Annotated in this window: 16 protein-coding genes; 8 read left to right on the top strand and 8 right to left on the bottom strand. The window is 70.3% G+C overall.

Annotated elements, in window-relative coordinates:
- Positions 1-6: 6 nt before the first annotated feature.
- Positions 7-792, bottom strand: coding sequence for an electron transfer flavoprotein subunit beta/FixA family protein (locus BLW76_RS11620; RefSeq protein WP_091306205.1), 786 nt, complete (start codon positions 790-792; stop codon positions 7-9).
- 243 nt (positions 793-1035) lie between these two features.
- Between BLW76_RS11620 and BLW76_RS11615 the strand changes: the two genes are divergently transcribed.
- Positions 1036-1881 (top strand): DegV family protein, encoded by an 846-nt coding sequence (locus BLW76_RS11615; RefSeq protein ID WP_091306202.1) that lies wholly within the window; start codon positions 1036-1038, stop codon positions 1879-1881.
- Here BLW76_RS11615 and BLW76_RS11610 read toward each other — a convergent pair.
- Positions 1859-2284 carry a hypothetical protein gene (locus tag BLW76_RS11610; RefSeq protein ID WP_167384577.1) on the bottom strand — a complete coding sequence of 142 codons (426 nt, stop codon included), beginning with the start codon at positions 2282-2284 and terminating at the stop codon, positions 1859-1861. The two genes, BLW76_RS11615 and BLW76_RS11610, sit on opposite strands and share 23 nt — an antisense overlap.
- 53 nt (positions 2285-2337) lie before the next feature.
- On the opposite strand from BLW76_RS11610, the gene BLW76_RS11605 reads away from it, so the two are divergent.
- From BLW76_RS11605 to BLW76_RS11590, 4 genes are all read left to right on the top strand, one after another.
- Positions 2338-3111 (top strand): class I SAM-dependent methyltransferase, encoded by a 774-nt coding sequence (locus BLW76_RS11605; protein ID WP_091306198.1) that lies wholly within the window; start codon positions 2338-2340, stop codon positions 3109-3111.
- Complete coding sequence (locus BLW76_RS11600; protein WP_091306196.1) at positions 3108-4613, top strand: 1,4-alpha-glucan branching protein domain-containing protein; 1506 nt, start codon at positions 3108-3110, stop codon at positions 4611-4613. Before BLW76_RS11605 ends, BLW76_RS11600 begins: the two co-directional genes overlap by 4 nt.
- A 14-nt stretch (positions 4614-4627) precedes the next feature.
- Positions 4628-5116, top strand: coding sequence for a glutathione peroxidase (locus tag BLW76_RS11595; RefSeq protein WP_091306194.1), 489 nt, complete (start codon positions 4628-4630; stop codon positions 5114-5116).
- Between the two features lie 218 nt (positions 5117-5334).
- A complete protein-coding gene (locus BLW76_RS11590; protein WP_091306192.1) occupies positions 5335-5550 on the top strand; it encodes a hypothetical protein in 216 nt (71 codons plus the stop codon).
- A gap of 67 nt (positions 5551-5617) precedes the next feature.
- On the opposite strand, the gene BLW76_RS11585 is transcribed toward BLW76_RS11590, so the two are convergent.
- A complete protein-coding gene (locus tag BLW76_RS11585) occupies positions 5618-7381 on the bottom strand; it encodes a glycoside hydrolase family 2 protein (RefSeq protein ID WP_091306190.1) in 1764 nt (587 codons plus the stop codon).
- Positions 7382-7493: 112 nt separating this feature from the next.
- On the opposite strand from BLW76_RS11585, the gene BLW76_RS11580 reads away from it, so the two are divergent.
- The gene (locus BLW76_RS11580) at positions 7494-8771 is read left to right on the top strand and encodes a glycosyltransferase family 4 protein (protein WP_091306188.1); all 1278 of its coding nucleotides are present in this window, start codon (positions 7494-7496) and stop codon (positions 8769-8771) included.
- Positions 8772-8783: 12 nt separating this feature from the next.
- Here the strand turns inward: BLW76_RS11580 and BLW76_RS50415 are convergent, their stop codons facing one another.
- From BLW76_RS50415 to BLW76_RS11570, 3 genes are all read right to left on the bottom strand, one after another.
- Positions 8784-8912, bottom strand: a complete 129-nt coding sequence (locus BLW76_RS50415; RefSeq protein WP_279627677.1) for a hypothetical protein — start codon at positions 8910-8912, stop codon at positions 8784-8786.
- A 135-nt stretch (positions 8913-9047) separates the two neighbouring features.
- Positions 9048-9827, bottom strand: coding sequence for a class I SAM-dependent methyltransferase (locus BLW76_RS11575; protein WP_091319299.1), 780 nt, complete (start codon positions 9825-9827; stop codon positions 9048-9050).
- A gap of 57 nt (positions 9828-9884) precedes the next feature.
- Complete coding sequence (locus BLW76_RS11570) at positions 9885-10343, bottom strand: nuclear transport factor 2 family protein (RefSeq protein WP_091306186.1); 459 nt, start codon at positions 10341-10343, stop codon at positions 9885-9887.
- A gap of 90 nt (positions 10344-10433) precedes the next feature.
- On the opposite strand from BLW76_RS11570, the gene BLW76_RS11565 reads away from it, so the two are divergent.
- The gene (locus tag BLW76_RS11565; protein ID WP_091306184.1) at positions 10434-10967 is read left to right on the top strand and encodes a TetR/AcrR family transcriptional regulator; all 534 of its coding nucleotides are present in this window, start codon (positions 10434-10436) and stop codon (positions 10965-10967) included.
- 79 nt (positions 10968-11046) lie between these two features.
- Entirely contained in the window at positions 11047-11733 is a 687-nt protein-coding gene (locus BLW76_RS11560; protein WP_091306182.1) for a hypothetical protein, read from the top strand.
- 118 nt (positions 11734-11851) lie between these two features.
- On the opposite strand, the gene aceB is transcribed toward BLW76_RS11560, so the two are convergent.
- Together aceB and aceA are read right to left on the bottom strand one after the other, a co-directional pair.
- Positions 11852-13459 (bottom strand): malate synthase A, encoded by a 1608-nt coding sequence (gene aceB / locus BLW76_RS11555; protein WP_091306180.1) that lies wholly within the window; start codon positions 13457-13459, stop codon positions 11852-11854.
- Positions 13460-13551: 92 nt separating this feature from the next.
- Positions 13552-14832 (bottom strand): isocitrate lyase, encoded by a 1281-nt coding sequence (aceA, locus tag BLW76_RS11550; protein ID WP_091306178.1) that lies wholly within the window; start codon positions 14830-14832, stop codon positions 13552-13554.
- Between the last annotated feature and the right edge of the window lie 42 nt (positions 14833-14874).

Here is a 14874-nt window from a genome sequence, read left to right as displayed (position 1 = left end):
CCGTTGTCAGATGAGCTTCTGGCCGACCAGGTACTCGGCGACCTTCGTGCCGCCGTCGCCCTCGTCTTCGACCTTCTCGCCGGCGGTGCGCGGCGGCTTCGGCGAGGACTCCGTCACCGTGGACCACGCGTTGGCGAGACCGACCTCGCCCGCGTCGACGCCCAGGTCGGCGATGGTGAACGTCTCGACCGGCTTCTTCTTCGCGGCCATGATGCCCTTGAAGGACGGGTAGCGCGGCTCGTTGATCTTCTCGCCGACGCTCACGATCGCGGGCAGGCTCGCCTCGAGGTGGGTGAGGCCGTCTTCGGTCTCGCGGGTGGCCTTGATCGTCGAGCCGTCGACGGTCAGCTCACGCACGTAGGTGACCTGCGGCAGGCCCAGCAGCTCGGCGAGGATGGCCGGGATGGCGCCACCGCGGCCGTCGGACGACTCGTTGCCGGCGATGACCAGGTCGAAGCCCTCGACCTTGCCGATCGCGGCGGCGAGCACCTTGGCGGTGGCGATCGCGTCGGAGCCGTGCAGCGCCTCGTCGGAGACGTGGATGGCCTTGTCGGCGCCCATGGACAGCGCCTTGCGGATGGCGTCGGTCGCGCGGTCCGGGCCCACCGAGATCACGGTGACCTCGCCCTCGCCGGCTTCCTTGATCTTCAGCGCCTCTTCGACGGCCTTCTCGTTGATCTCGTCGAGCACGGCGTCGGCGGATTCGCGGTCAAGGGTGTGGTCGGACCCGTTGAGCTTCCGCTCCGAGTAGGTGTCCGGTACCTGCTTGACCAGGACGACGATGTTGGTCATGGGTCTGCTTCGACCTCCCGGTTCGTGGCCCGCGGTCGACCACGGGACAGTGCTCTACTGGCCGGTAGATTAGGGCCATTCCGGCGCGAGGACCCGTCGAGGTGACGCCATTCACCTGGATGTGCAATTTACTGGGACGATCGTCCCGGTAGTCGACCGGTTACCCCACCCGAACTGCCGTTCGTCCGATCGGACCAACCACGGCCTACTCGCAGTGGGTGTAAGGCATTAACCTCCCCCACCATGCCCGCGCGCATCGCCGTCATCACCGACTCGAGCTCCTGCCTGCCCGACCTCGTCGCGTCCCGCTGGGCCATCGGGGTCGTCCAGATCCAGCTGAACCTGGGTGGTCACTTCGACGACGAAAACCGCTTCGACCGCGGCGAGGTGATCGACGCCATGAGAGCCGGGCACACGATCACCACCGCGCCCCCGGACCCGGGGGCGTTCTTCTGGACCTACCAGGAGGCGGCCACCGCCGGCGCGACCGCCATCGTCAGCATCCACATCTCCGGCCGCATGTCCGACACCGTCCGCGCGGCCCGGGAGGCCGCCCAGCAGATCCGCATCCCGGTGCACGTCCTGGACAGCCGGACCACCGGGATGAGCCTCGGCTTCGCCGCCGTGTCCGCCGCACGGGCCGCGGCGGCCGGCGCGGACGCCGGCCGTGTCATCGAAGCCGCCGAACGCCGGTGCACCACGAGCACCGAGTTCATCTACGTCGACACCCTCGAGTACCTCCGCCGCGGCGGCCGGATCGGCGCCGCGCAGGCCATGCTCGGCACCGCGTTCTCGATCAAGCCGCTGCTCACGGTCAAGGACGGCGAGGTCGCGCCGCTCGCCCGCGTCCCCGGCACGCGTCGCGCGCTGGCGAAGATGGTCGACCTCGCGGTGAAGAAGTCCGGCGGCTTCCGCGCCGACATCGCCGTGACCCGCTTCGGCGCCAGCGACCACGAACTGGAGATCGGCAGGCAGATCGAACGCCGCGTGCCGGCGATGGCCGAAAGCATGGTCGTCGAGGCGAGCACGGTCATCGGCGCGCACCTCGGCCCCGGCGCGCTCGGCATCACCGTGTCGCCGGTGGGCTGATCCGCCGTGCCGGGAGCAGCAGGATCGCCAGCGGCAGCAGCACCCCGAGCCCGGTGGTCACGTTGATGAGCACCTGGTCGATTGGCTCGAAGTGCGCGACGTGGCCGACGTGGTAGAGGAAGTGCGGAACGCCGAACAGCAGCGCCGAGACGGCCGCGAGCCGCGCGACGGCTGTGGTGCCGATCACGGCGGCGCCGATCAGCAGCGCCGCGAGGCCGAGGTTGAGGCCGCCGAAGTCGCGCAGGAGGTGCTCGTTGAACGGGCCGTCCATGGCGACCCAGCCGGTGCGGAAGCCGGGAAAGTCCTGGTAGAAGCCGGTTGGTGACACCAGTGGCCAAATTCCGACCACGGCCTCGACCAGGCCGAAGACGACGAGCAGGACGCGGGTGATGGTTCGTTGCATGACCACGGAACGAAACGGCGGCGCCGGACGTGACACCCGCTAGGGTCGCGGAGGTGACTACCCCAGCCACCCGGGCCGAGGCGCTGCACCTGACCGGCGAGCGGACCGTCCCCGGCATCGCCGAGGAGAATTACTGGTTCCGCCGCCACGAAGCCGCGTACGTCGCCCTGCTCCCCCACTGCGTGGACGCGACAGTGCTCGAAGCCGGCTGCGGCGAGGGCTATGGCGCGAGCCTCCTCGCGACGACGGCCCGCCGGGTGCTCGCCCTGGACTACGACGTCCCGACCACCGAGCACGTCGCTCGCCGCTACCCCGAGGTCGCCGTCGCGCGGGCGAACCTGGCGTACCTGCCGCTGCGAGACGGCGCGGTCGACGTCGTCGCCAATTTTCAGGTCATCGAGCACCTGTGGGACCAGGCCGGGTTCCTCGCCGAGTGCCGGCGGGTGTTGCCGGAAAACGGCAAACTGCTGGTCACGACCCCGAACCGGCTGACCTTCACCCCGGACAGCGACACGCCGCTGAACCCGTTCCACACCCGCGAGCTGGCGCCTGCGGAACTGGCCGGGCTGCTCACCGACGCCGGCTTCGAGGTCGAAACGCTGCACGGTCTCCACCACGGCGAGGCCGTACGCACCCTCGACGAGCGCTACGGCGGCTCGATCATCGACGCCCAGCTGGACGTGGTCATGGGCAAGCTGCCGGGACAGGCCGAGTGGCCGGACGCGCTGCTCGCCGACGTCGCCGCGATCGACGCCGCCGGGTTCGACATCCACGGCGACGACCTCGACGCCAGCCTCGACCTGATCGCCGTGGCGGTGCGCCGATGAGCGAGGGCACCTTCTGCCTCGTCGTGCACAGCCACCTGCCGTGGCTGCCGCACCACGGGAGCTGGCCGGTCGGCGAGGAATGGCTCTACCAGGCGTGGGCGCACTCCTACCTGCCGATGGTCGAGCTCCTGGAACGCTTCGCCGCCGAGGGCCGCCAGGACGTGCTGACACTGGGCGTCACGCCGGTGCTCGCCGCGCAGCTCGACGACCCGTACAGCATCCGCGCGTTCCACGACTGGCTCGGCCACTGGCAGCTGCGCGCCCAGCACGCGGCGACGCTGTGGCGCGGCGACCCGCTGCTGCGCGAGCTCGCCGCGGCCGAACACCGGACGGCCGTCCACGCGGCCGAAGAGCTCGGCACGCGCTGGCGGCACGGCTTCTCCCCGGTCCTGCGGTCCCTGGTCGACAATTCGACCATCGAGCTGCTCGGCGGCCCGCTGGCCCATCCGTTCCAGCCGCTGCTGGACCCGCGGGTCCGTGAGTTCGCCCTCAACGGCGGGCTCGCCGACACAGCCCTGCGGCTCGGTACCCGGCCCGAAGGAATCTGGGCGCCGGAGTGCGGCTACGCGCCTGGTATGGAAAACGACTACGCCGCCGCGGGCGTGCGGCGGTTCCTGGTCGACGGCCCGTCACTGCGCGGCGAGACCTGGGCCGCACGGCCGGTCGGCGACACCGACGTCCTCGCGTTCGGCCGGGACCTCGAGGTCACCTACCGCGTCTGGTCGCCGAAGGCCGGCTACCCCGGCCACGCCGCCTACCGCGACTTCCACACCTGGCAGCACGAGGTCGGCCTCAAGGCGGCGCGGGTCACCGGCAAGACGGTCGAGCCGCAGGACAAGGCGCCCTACGACCCGGCGCTGGCCGCCGACGTGCTGGGGACGCACGTCAAGGATTTCGTCGAGACCGTCGTGGCGCGGCTGCGGTCGCTGAAGAAGCGACACGGACGCGAGGCGCTCGTGGTCGCCGCGTACGACACGGAGCTGTTCGGGCACTGGTGGCACGAAGGACCGGCGTGGCTGGAAGGCGTGCTGCGCGCGCTGCCCGAGGCCGGTGTGCGGGTGACGACCCTGAAGGGCGCGATGGAGGCCGGCCACGTCGGCGCGCCGATCGACCTGCCCGCGTCGTCGTGGGGCTCGGGCAAGGACTGGCGCGTCTGGGACGGCGAGCAGGTCAAGGACATGGTGGCCGCCAACGCGGCGCTGCAGGACCGGCTGCTCGACCTGGTCCGGGACCTGGACCGGACGGCTCGGGACGTCGCCGCCGACCAGGCCGTCGCCGAAGCCATGCTGGCGCTCGAAAGCGACTGGGCGTTCATGGTCACCAAGGACTCGGCGGCGGACTACGCCCGTCGTCGCGCGGCAGTCCACACCGAGCGCTTCGACGCGCTGGCCGGGTTGCTGCGCCGCGGCGATCGCGCGCGGGCCGAGGAGCTTGCCGCGGCCTACCGCGCCGACGACGGACCGTTCGGGCACCTCGACGCCCGGGCGCTGAAGCACGACTGAAAGGGACTCACCCGATGGGAATCCACGAAATTCCGCTCAAGACCCTCGACGGGCGGGACACCTCGCTGGGCGAGTTCGCCGGCAAGGCGCTGCTCGTGGTCAACGTGGCGTCGAAGTGCGGCCTGACCCCGCAGTACTCCGGTCTCGAGCGGCTGCAGGAACGCTTCGGCGCCCAGGGCTTCTCCGTCGTCGGGTTCCCGTGCAACCAGTTCGCCGGGCAGGAACCGGGCAGCGCGGAAGAGATCCAGACGTTCTGCTCGACGACCTACGGCGTCACCTTCCCGATGTTCGAGAAGATCGACGTCAACGGCGAAGGCCGGCACCCGCTCTATGCCGAGCTGACCGGGACCGCCGACGCCGAGGGCGCGGCGGGCGACGTCCAGTGGAACTTCGAGAAGTTCCTGGTCGGCGCCGACGGCGAGGTCCTGGCGCGGTTCCGGCCGCGCACCGAGCCCGAGGACGAGACGGTCGTCAAGGCCATCGAAGCCGCGCTCCCGGCCTGACAGCACGGCGGGGGACGCCGGTCCCCCGTCTGCCGCAGGAATTCACCGGATCGAAGGAAATCAGCGGCCGTTCAGGTATCACGCAAACGCAACCGAAAATGATTGTCGTGAGCCGGACGGTCGAATCCCGGGTGATCAGCCTGTCGTTTTTACCGGACCGCCCCGAATAATTCTCCTGGCGCCATTCCGGCGCCGTCTCGGGCGAGAAGGGATCACCGATGAGCACAACCAGACACCGGGCCGCGTTGGCCGCGCTCCCCGTGGCACTCGGACTGCTCCTGGCCGGGCCCGCGGTGGGCACGGCCTCGGCCGCGCCGCGCTCCGACGCGGACGTCCAGGCTCGCCACTGCCTGCTGGTGTGCGCCGGCCACCACCACCATCACCACCACGGGCACATCAACATCCTCGGCCTCCACCTCTGGTTGCACCTGTAGGTCCCGGCCGTGCCGGGGCGGCCCGCCGCCCCGGCAACGCCACGCCTTTCGCGGAAACAACCGAAATTCAGGACGAGCCCATTTCAATCACCGCACGCACGCACTTCGCGACCACCTCAGGATCCACCTTGACCACGCGGCGGTCGTAAGTCAGCAGCCCATTGACCTCGTTTTCCACATCCGTCGTCTGGGTGTAGACAGCGCCGGACAAACCGCGCTCCGCCACGACCCGTTCGAGGGCGGCGCTGACCTCGGCGTAGCGCTCGGTGAGCCGTTCCTGCGTCGGCGTCATCTCGTACGCATTCGGCGGGCCGGGCCAGCGGTGGTCGTCCAATACCAGGCCGAGGCCGCCGTACTCGCCGTCGACGATCGCGCGGCCGTCGCGGACCGACGGCGCCCCCGGGCCAACGTAGGTGTGGTCGTCGTAGACGTCGCCCGCGCCGCTGTCCGGCCGCGAGAAACAGCAGTTGACGCCGCTGTTCGCGATCACCAGCCGGGTCGGGTCGAGGGTTTTGACCAGTTTCGCGACACGGGCGGTGTCGTACTCGCCCCAGCCCTCGTTGAACGGGACCCAGCCCACGATCGACGGGACCGCCTGCAGCTGCGTCACCATCTCGGCCAGCTCCGCCTCGAACCGCTCACGCGCCCGCAGGACCGGATCCGGCGCGATTCCGGGTGGGCCGTCGAACGACACGGTCAGCGACGGCATGTCCTGCCAGACGACCAAGCCCAGCGTGTCGGCCCAGTAGTACCAGCGGGCCGGCTCGACCTTGACGTGCTTGCGGACGAAGTTGAAGCCCAGCTCCTTCGTCTTCTCGAGGTCGAACCGCAGGGCGTCGTCGGTGGGTGCGGTCGAGATGCCGTCCGGCCAGTAGCCCTGGTCGAGCGGTCCGTGCAGAAAAGTGACACGGCCGTTGAGCGCGATCCGCGGGCGTCCTTCCCGGTCCGGGACCAGGCCGATCGTGCGCAGTCCGGCGTAGCTGCCGACCTCGTCCGAAATCGCACCACGCTCGTCGAGCAGCTGGACGCGCAGCGCATAGAGGTGCGGGTCGTCGGGGGTCCAGAGGCGCGGCGAAGGAACGTCCACGCGCACTTTGGCCCCGGCCGGACCCGCTGCCCGCGCCACCTCGACGCCCTTTGCCGAAATAACGACAACAACCTCGGTACCGCCCGTGACCTGCGGGAACACCGTGACGCCGGTCAGGTCCGGGGTCAGGTCCAGCCGCTCGATCCGAGTCTCGGGGACCGGCTCCAGCCATACCGTTTGCCAGATTCCGGACGACGGCGTGTACCAGATCCCGCCGGGGGCGTTGCGCTGTTTCCCGACCGGAAAGGGCTCGATGTCGGTGCGGTCCTCGGCGCGGACCGTCAGCTCCTGCGGTCCCGAAGCGCGCAGGACGTCGGTGATGTCCGCGCTGAACGCCGTGTAGCCGCCTTCGTGGGTCGCGACGAGCTGGTTGTTGACCCAGACCTTCGCTGTCTGGTCGACCGCGCCGAAGTGCAACAGGATCCGCTGGTCACGCCAGTCTTGCGGAATTTCGACCAGGCGCCGGTACCAGAGGACCTCGTCGCGTCGTCGAATTCCCGACAACGCCGATTCGGGCGGGAACGGGACCAGGATGCGCTCGGCGTACCCGGACGGCCGTGGTTCGTCCGGCGACGACGGCCAGCCCGCGTACTCCCAGACGCCGTTGAGGTTCAGCCAGCGCGGGCGGGTCAGCTGGGGCCGCGGGTACTCGGGCAAGGCGTTGCCGGGAGCGACGTCGGCGCTCCAGGGGGTCGGCAAGGACGGTTCGAGCCGGTGCCAGGCAGGGTCTCCGGGAGATGTCATCCCGGCCGATGGTCGCAGAGATCGCCACGCTCAACAGTGATCGAGATCACATGTGAACACTTCGCAAGCACGGGCGCGTCGAGGCCTTCTGACTCGCGAGTAACCTCTGCGCATGCGAGTGCTGATGCTGTCCTGGGAGTACCCGCCCGTGGCCATCGGGGGCCTGGCCCGGCACGTCCACGCGCTCGCCACCCACCTCGCCCGCCAGGGCCACGAGGTCGTCGTGCTCTGCCGGCACGCCGCGGGCACCGACGCCGGGACGCACCCGCGCACCGACCGCGTTGTCGAGGGCGTGCGGATCATCCGGGTCGCCGAGGACCCGATGCACGTGACCTTCGAACGCGACCTCGTCGCCTGGACGCTGGCCATGGGCCACGCCATGATCCGCGCCGCGCAGGACCTGCTGCGCACCTGGCAGCCCGACGTCGTCCACGCGCACGACTGGCTGGTCGCCCACCCGGCCATCGCGATCGCCGAGGCCGCGCGCGTGCCCTTGGTCGGCACGATCCACGCGACCGAGGCCGGCCGGCACTCCGGTTGGCTGTCGCACCCGCTGAACCAGCAGGTTCACTCGGTCGAGTGGTGGCTGGCGAACCGCGCCGACGCGCTGATCACCTGTTCCCAGGCCATGCGCCGCGAGGTCGCGCACCTCTTCGAGGTCGAGGCGGCCGACGTCACGGTGATCCACAACGGCATCGAAGAGCGCGGCTGGCAGGTTCCGGCGGGCGAGATCGCGCGTGCCCGCGAGGTCTACAGCCCGGCCGGCGCGCCGCTGTTGCTCTATTTCGGACGACTCGAGTGGGAGAAGGGCGTGCAGGACCTGCTGGCCGCACTCCCCCGCATCCGGCGCCGCCACCCGGGCACCCGCGTGGTCGTTGCCGGAAAAGGACGACACTTCGACGAGCTGGTCGAACAGTCGCGGAAACTGCGGGTGCGGCGCGCCGTCGACTTCGTCGGGCACCTCTCCGACCGCGACCTCCGCGCGGCGCTGGCCGCCGCCGACGCCGTGGTGCTGCCCAGCCGGTACGAGCCCTTCGGGATCGTGGCGCTGGAGGCCGCGGCCGCGAAGGCGCCGCTGGTGGCGTCGACGGCCGGCGGGCTCGGCGAAGTCGTCGTGCACGGCGAGACCGGGCTGGCGTTCAGCCCCGGCGATGTCGCGGCCTTGGCCAACGCGGTGACCACGGTGCTCTCCGACGCCGACGCCGCGGCCGAGCGGGCGCGAGCCGCGCAGTCCCGGCTGGCCGCGGACTTCGACTGGGGCCGGATCGCCGAGGCGACCGCCGAGGTCTACCGGCGGGCGAAGCCGGGCGAGCCGGTCGAGCTGCCGCGGCCGAAGATCGCGACCGGCAACGCCTTCGAACCGGTCCCGGCCGAGATCCCGGAAGTGTAAGGAGCCGGGACCTCAGAACCGGCACGGCCGGACGCAGTCCGGACCGGCCGAAACGGCCGTGGTCACTATTCCGTCCACGGCGAACGCGAGCGAAAACACGACGAAGACGGCGGCGACGGCAGCTCTCAACCTGCTGGTCATGGTCATGGGACTCCTCGGGGAACGGCGGTGCGATCGGCGCCTCGCAGCGAGCATCCGCGCCGCCTGCCGGGGAAACAATAAGCGGAACAGCAGGGGCCGGTACGTATTTCGTCCGCCGTGCATGGTTCGTCCGATTCACCTGGTGCCGGTCAGCAGCCGGACCCGGACGTGTTCCCGCAGCGGGCCGTGCGGGGTGACCGCGGCCCGGATGCGCTCGATGAACGCCGGCCGCGCGTCTGTGCCGGGCAGCTGCTCCGGGCTCATGGCCGAAAAAAGACCACCGGCGATTTCGTCGACGCTCAGGGGCGCGGAGTACTCGACGACGGTCGAGCTCACGGCGTATCCGGCGGCCGCGAGGGCCTTCGCGTACCGCTCCTGGCTCGCGTCGTCCGTGCCACAGGTCCGGTGCACCGGGGCGCCGAGGTAGTCGGCGACGACCTCCCGCAGCGCAGCCGACCACGCCGTGTCCTGCAGCCACAGCGGTTCGCCGTTGGTCACCACCGCGACACCGCCGCCGGGCCGCAGCAGCGGACGGACCGACGCGAACAGCCGATCGTGGTCCATCCAGTGCAACGCCTGCGCCACCGTCATCGCGGCCAGACGTCCCGGGCCGAGGGCCGACGTCAGCGCGCCGACGTCGGAGTCCGCGCCGAGCAGCCAGCTGACGTTCGGCTCCGCCGTCGCCTGCCGGGCCTGCGCCAGCATCGCCGGTTCCGGGTCCATGCCCAGCACGGCCCCGACGCGGGGCGCCAGGGACCGGGTGAGCTGGCCGGTGCCGCAGCCGAGGTCGAGGACGACGTCGTCGCCGGTCAGCGCGAACGTCGCGGCGAGCCTGTCCGCCACCTCGGGCGGGTAGCCGCGGCGGAACCGCTGGTAGTACTCGCTCACTTCGCCGCCGAACGCCGGTGTCGTCACTTTTCCGACCATGCCCGTCGGCCCGGCCGGCCGTGGCCGGTTCCGCTCAGGGCGGACCTAGAAGATCGGCAACAGCACCCCGTGCTCGGACTGCGGTCGCGGGCCGAAGATGCGGCGGTCGGCTTCGGTGATCGGGACGTCGTTGATGCTCGCTTCACGACGGCGCATCAGGCCTTCGTCGCTGAACTCCCACAGCTCGTTGCCGTAGCTGCGGAACCACTGGCCCTCCGCGGTCCGGGACTCGTACTGGAACCGGACGCCGATGCGGTTGCCGCGGAACCCCCACAGCTCCTTGCGCAGCGCGTAGTCCAGCTCGCGCGCCCATTTCGCGGTCAGGAACTCGACGATCTGCGCGCGGCCGACGACGTGGTGGTCGCGATTGCGCCAGACGGAGTCCTCCGTGTACGCGAGCGAGACACGCTCCGGGTCGCGGGTGTTCCACGCGTCTTCGGCGGCCTGGACCTTCTGGCGGGCGCTGTCCTCGTCGAACGGCGGGAACGGCGGGCGCGGGGTCATGAGAACTCCTTCCGAAAGTGGAGAACGTGCGTTCTCCACGGCTCCCGCTAGACTAGAGAACGATCATTCTCAGCGCCAGGGGCAGGTGACATGGATTCCACGGAGGCGACCGACCGGCTACTGGAGGCCGCCGAAGACCTCTTCTACGCCCACGGCGTGCAGGCGGTCGGGATGGATGCCGTCCGTGAACGCTCCGGCGTCTCGCTCAAGCGGCTCTACCAGTGCTTCCCGGCGAAGAACGACCTGGTCGAGGCGTACTTGCTGCGCCGCGACGAACGCTGGCGGCGGTCGTTGCGCGAATTCGTCCACGCGCGCGGCGACGACCCGTTGGCCGTGTTCGCGTGGCTGAAGAACTGGTTCGCCGAGCCCGGCTTCCGCGGCTGCGCGTTCATCAACTCCTTCGGCGAGTTCGGCGAGCCCACCCCCGGCATCGCCGCCGCGATCCGGAAGCACAAGGACGAAGTCCGGCGCTACCTGCGTTGTCTCGTTTCCGACAAAACCGTCGCCGACCAGCTGTTCTCGCTCATGGAGGGTGCGACCGTGCTCGCCGCCATCACCGGCGACCCACGCGAAGCGGAGACGGCCGGCGAAGCAGCGAAGGTCCTGCTCAAGACACCCGTGTGAGTGACAACTCTGCGTAACGAGCCGTCGGCGGCCGCCGACTACCGGCCACCAGCAGCGACTACGCAGAGGAGCCGGTCCCATGAAGATCTTCGTCGCGGCGGCCGCGGACCCGATCGTCCCCGATTGGCGCGTTTTCGGCCACGGGCTGGTCGCCGGGTTCATCGTGGCCGTCGCCGTGGCCCTCGTCCTCGCGCGGCTCGCGTTCCGGAAGAGCGGCCTCGACCTGCCCGGCGGCGCCCAGTGGAAGTTCACCGACAGCTGGGCCAGCAACCTCACGGCGTTGACCGCCGCCTTCGCCGCGCTGCTGGCGGCCTTCTCCGGCAAGCTCGACACGGCGATCGCGCCGGGAGCGTCGGCGGCCTTCGCGGTCGCGTCGGCGCTCTACGTCGCCATCGCCGCCTGTGCTCCGATCGCCTACACCGTCGGTCAGCGCACCACGTCGGACAAGAACGGAGCAGCGGGGCTCACCGGGAGCCGGGCCGGTCTCGTCGGCGCCGCGTTCCTCACGCTGTGGTCGGTTTTCTCGTCACTCGGCTCGGTCGTCTTCGTCCTGCAGTACGGCGGCGTCGGCGCCATCCGGAACCACCAGCTGCTCGCCACGATCCTCTTGGCCGCCGTTGCGCTGCTGGTCGCGGCGTATGCCGTCCGGACGATCCACTGGCTGGTCACTATTCCGACCACGACCAACGCGATCCCCGGCATCACGGGTTTCACCTGCTGCGAACCGCCGGCGAACCTCGTGACGCAGCGGGTCTTCCTGCTCTGAACATGAACCGGTCCCGGTGGCGGGGAGCCGCCGCCACCGGGACCGGTCCGGACCCACACCATCCCAACAGTGTGGAATCCGCCCGCCCCTCGTCAGGTAGGGGCGGGCGGGGCCCCTGCTACCGGGCGTCCGTGAGGTACCGCGCGTAGGCACCCGTGGTGAGGAAGCTCGGCAGCTTCTCGCCCAGCGCGGTTTCGGTGAAGATCTCGTACGCGTCGTCGAGGCGGTTTTCCGAGCCCAGTTCCGCGCGCACCGACGCGAGTTCGTCGTTCAGGAACTCGACCGCCAGCTCGCGGGTCAGGGCCGTGCCGTCCTCGAGCTTCGTGCCGTTGCGGATCCACTGCCAGACCTGGCAGCGGGCGATCTCCGCGGTGGCCGCGTCCTCCATCAGGTTGTGGATCGCCGCCGCGCCGGTGCCGCGCAGCCACGCGTCGACGTACCGCAGCGCGACGTTGATGTTCGCGCGGACGCCCGCCTCGGTGACCTCGCCGCCGGCGCTGGCCACGTCGAGCAGGTCCTCGGCGGTGACGTGGACGTCTTCGCGCAGCTTGCCGAGCTGGTTCGGCCAGCCGCCGAGCACGCCGTCGAAGACCTCGCGGCAGACCGGGACCAGGCCGGGGTGCGCGACCCACGAGCCGTCGAAACCGTCGCCGGCCTCGCGTTCCTTGTCCGCGCGGACCTTCTCGACGGCGATTTCGTTCACCGAGGGGTCCTTGCTCGGGATGAACGCGGCCATGCCGCCGATGGCGTGTGCGCCGCGCCGGTGGCAGGTGCGCACGAGCAGTTCGGTGTAGGCCCGCATGAACGGCACGGTCATCGTGACCTGCGCGCGGTCCGGCAGCACGAAGTCGGCGCCGTGTGCGGCGAAGTTCTTGATGAGGCTGAAGATGTAGTCCCAGCGGCCGGCGTTCAGGCCCGCGGCGTGCTCGCGCAGCTCGTAGAGGATTTCGTCCATCTCGAACGCGGCAGTGATCGTCTCGATCAGCACGGTCGCGCGGATCGTGCCGCGCGGGATGCCGAGCTCGCGCTGCGCCAGCAGGAAGACGTCGTTCCAGAGACGCGCCTCGAGGTGGTTCTCCAGCTTCGGCAGGTAGAAGTACGGGCCGACGCCGCGAGCGAGCAGCTGGCGCGCGTTGTGGAAGAAGTACAGGCCGAAGTCGACCAGGCTCGCCGACACCGGGCGGCCGTCGATGCGGATGTGCTTCTCCACCAGGTGCCAGCCACGGGGACGGGCGACGATCGTCGCCGGGTCGTCGCCGATCGTGTAGCGCTTGCCGGCCTCGGTGGTGAAGTCGATGTTGCGGCGGATGGCGTCGTAGAGGTTGATCTGGCCGTCGATGACGTTGTGCCACGTCGGCGACGTCGCGTCCTCGAAGTCCGCCAGCCAGACCTTGGCGCCGGAGTTCAGCGCGTTGACCGTCATCTTGCGGTCGGTCGGGCCGGTGATCTCGACGCGGCGGTCCTCCAGGCCCGGCGCGGTCGGGGCGACGTGCCACGACTCGTCGTCGCGGATCCGGCGGGTCTCGGGCAGGAAACCGAGCGGCTTCTCCCCGGACTGCAGTTCCTCGCGCCGCACGCGGCGGGCGTCGAGCAGCTCGCGCCGGCGGCCGGCGAACGTGTTGTCCAGCTTGGCCAGGAAGTCGAGTGCCGCCGGGGTCAGGATCTCCGCGAACCGGCCCTCGACCGGCCCGGTGACCTCGATGCGGTAGTTCAGCCGATCAACCATGGGGTGCCTCCACGAGCTGTGCAGGGAAGGAATGAAGGGAGGGTCGCGGCCTGACGACGGAGGGGGTTGCCGTCGTCAGGCCGCGGCCGGGATCAGTGGAACTGGGCTTCTTCGGTGGAGCCCTTGAGCGCGGTGGTCGAGCTCTCCGGGTTCAGCGCGGTGGCGACCTGGTCGAAGTAGCCGGTGCCGACCTCGCGCTGGTGCTTGGTGGCGGTGTAGCCACGGCTCTCCGACGCGAACTCGCGCTCCTGCAGGTCGACGTAGGCGGTCATGCCCTCGCGGGCGTAGCCGTGCGCCAGGTCGAACATCGAGTAGTTGAGGGCGTGGAAGCCGGCCAGCGTGATGAACTGGAACTTGTAGCCCATGTGGCCGAGCTCGCGCTGGAACTTCGCGATCGTGGCGTCGTCCAGGTGCTTCTTCCAGTTGAACGACGGCGAGCAGTTGTAGGCCAGCATCTGGTCCGGGAACTTCGCCTTGATCGCCTCGGCGTACTTGCGCGCCACCTCGAGGTCCGGCTCGGAGGTCTCCATCCAGAGCAGGTCGGCGTACTGGGCGTAGGCCAGGCCGCGCTCGATGCACGGCTCGATGCCGTTGCGGACCTCGTAGAAGCCCTCGGCGGTGCGGCCGCCGGTGAGGAACTGCTGGTCGCGCTCGTCGACGTCGCTGGTCAGCAGCGTCGCGGCCTGGGCGTCGGTGCGGGCGACGACCAGGGTCGGCACGTTCAGCACGTCGGACGCCAGCCGCGCGGCGTTCAGGGTGCGCTCGTGCTGCTTGATCGGGATGAGGACCTTGCCGCCGAGGTGACCACACTTCTTCTCGGACGCGAGCTGGTCTTCCCAGTGCACACCCGCGGCGCCGGCCGCGATCATGCCCTTCATCAGCTCGAACGCGTTGAGCGGGCCACCGAAGCCGGCCTCGGCGTCGGCGACGATCGGGGCGTACCAGTCGATGTCGGTGTTGCCCTCGGCCCAGCTGATCTGGTCGGCGCGGCCCAGCGCGTTGTTGATGCGGCGGACCACGGCCGGCACCGAGTTGGCCGGGTAGAGGCTCTGGTCCGGGTAGGTCTGGCTCGCCAGGTTGGCGTCGGCCGCGACCTGCCAGCCGGACAGGTAGATCGCCTGCAGGCCCGCGCGGACCTGCTGGACGGCCTGGTTGCCGGTGAGCGCGCCCAGCGCGTGGATGTAGTCCTCGGTGTGCAGCAGGTCCCACAGCTTCTCCGCGCCACGGCGGGCCAGGGTGTGCTCCTCGACGACGCTGCCGCGCAGCTTGATCACGTCTTCGGCCGAGTAGGAGCGCTGCACGCCCGCCCAGCGGGGGTCGCTCGCCCACTGCGCGGCCAGCTCCGCGGCCGCCTGCTTGGCCTGTTCCGTCATCGGACTCTCCCGGTGTTGCGAAGTTTGCGATTGCTCGCCTTG

Origin of the sequence: Amycolatopsis tolypomycina (assembly GCF_900105945.1) — a bacterium.
GTDB classification, from domain to species: Bacteria; Actinomycetota; Actinomycetes; order Mycobacteriales; family Pseudonocardiaceae; genus Amycolatopsis; species Amycolatopsis tolypomycina.
Note: the sequence above shows the minus strand (reverse complement) of the source record. Positions and strands in the feature narration are given on the sequence as shown.

What these genes read in the sequence shown, in the direction of transcription:
- BLW76_RS11595 (WP_091306194.1), top strand. Translation starts at nt 4,628, where the DNA reads ATGGGAATCCACGAAATTCCGCTCAAGACCCTCGACGGGCGGGACACC.
- BLW76_RS11615 (WP_091306202.1), top strand. Translation starts at nt 1,036, where the DNA reads ATGCCCGCGCGCATCGCCGTCATCACCGACTCGAGCTCCTGCCTGCCC.
- BLW76_RS11620 (WP_091306205.1), bottom strand. Translation starts at nt 792, where the DNA reads ATGACCAACATCGTCGTCCTGGTCAAGCAGGTACCGGACACCTACTCG.
- BLW76_RS11580 (WP_091306188.1), top strand. Translation starts at nt 7,494, where the DNA reads ATGCGAGTGCTGATGCTGTCCTGGGAGTACCCGCCCGTGGCCATCGGG.
- BLW76_RS11565 (WP_091306184.1), top strand. Translation starts at nt 10,434, where the DNA reads ATGGATTCCACGGAGGCGACCGACCGGCTACTGGAGGCCGCCGAAGAC.
- BLW76_RS11610 (WP_167384577.1), bottom strand. Translation starts at nt 2,284, where the DNA reads ATGCAACGAACCATCACCCGCGTCCTGCTCGTCGTCTTCGGCCTGGTC.
- BLW76_RS11590 (WP_091306192.1), top strand. Translation starts at nt 5,335, where the DNA reads ATGAGCACAACCAGACACCGGGCCGCGTTGGCCGCGCTCCCCGTGGCA.
- BLW76_RS11560 (WP_091306182.1), top strand. Translation starts at nt 11,047, where the DNA reads ATGAAGATCTTCGTCGCGGCGGCCGCGGACCCGATCGTCCCCGATTGG.
- BLW76_RS11600 (WP_091306196.1), top strand. Translation starts at nt 3,108, where the DNA reads ATGAGCGAGGGCACCTTCTGCCTCGTCGTGCACAGCCACCTGCCGTGG.
- BLW76_RS11570 (WP_091306186.1), bottom strand. Translation starts at nt 10,343, where the DNA reads ATGACCCCGCGCCCGCCGTTCCCGCCGTTCGACGAGGACAGCGCCCGC.
- aceB (WP_091306180.1), bottom strand. Translation starts at nt 13,459, where the DNA reads ATGGTTGATCGGCTGAACTACCGCATCGAGGTCACCGGGCCGGTCGAG.
- BLW76_RS50415 (WP_279627677.1), bottom strand. Translation starts at nt 8,912, where the DNA reads ATGACCAGCAGGTTGAGAGCTGCCGTCGCCGCCGTCTTCGTCGTGTTT.
- BLW76_RS11585 (WP_091306190.1), bottom strand. Translation starts at nt 7,381, where the DNA reads ATGACATCTCCCGGAGACCCTGCCTGGCACCGGCTCGAACCGTCCTTG.
- aceA (WP_091306178.1), bottom strand. Translation starts at nt 14,832, where the DNA reads ATGACGGAACAGGCCAAGCAGGCGGCCGCGGAGCTGGCCGCGCAGTGG.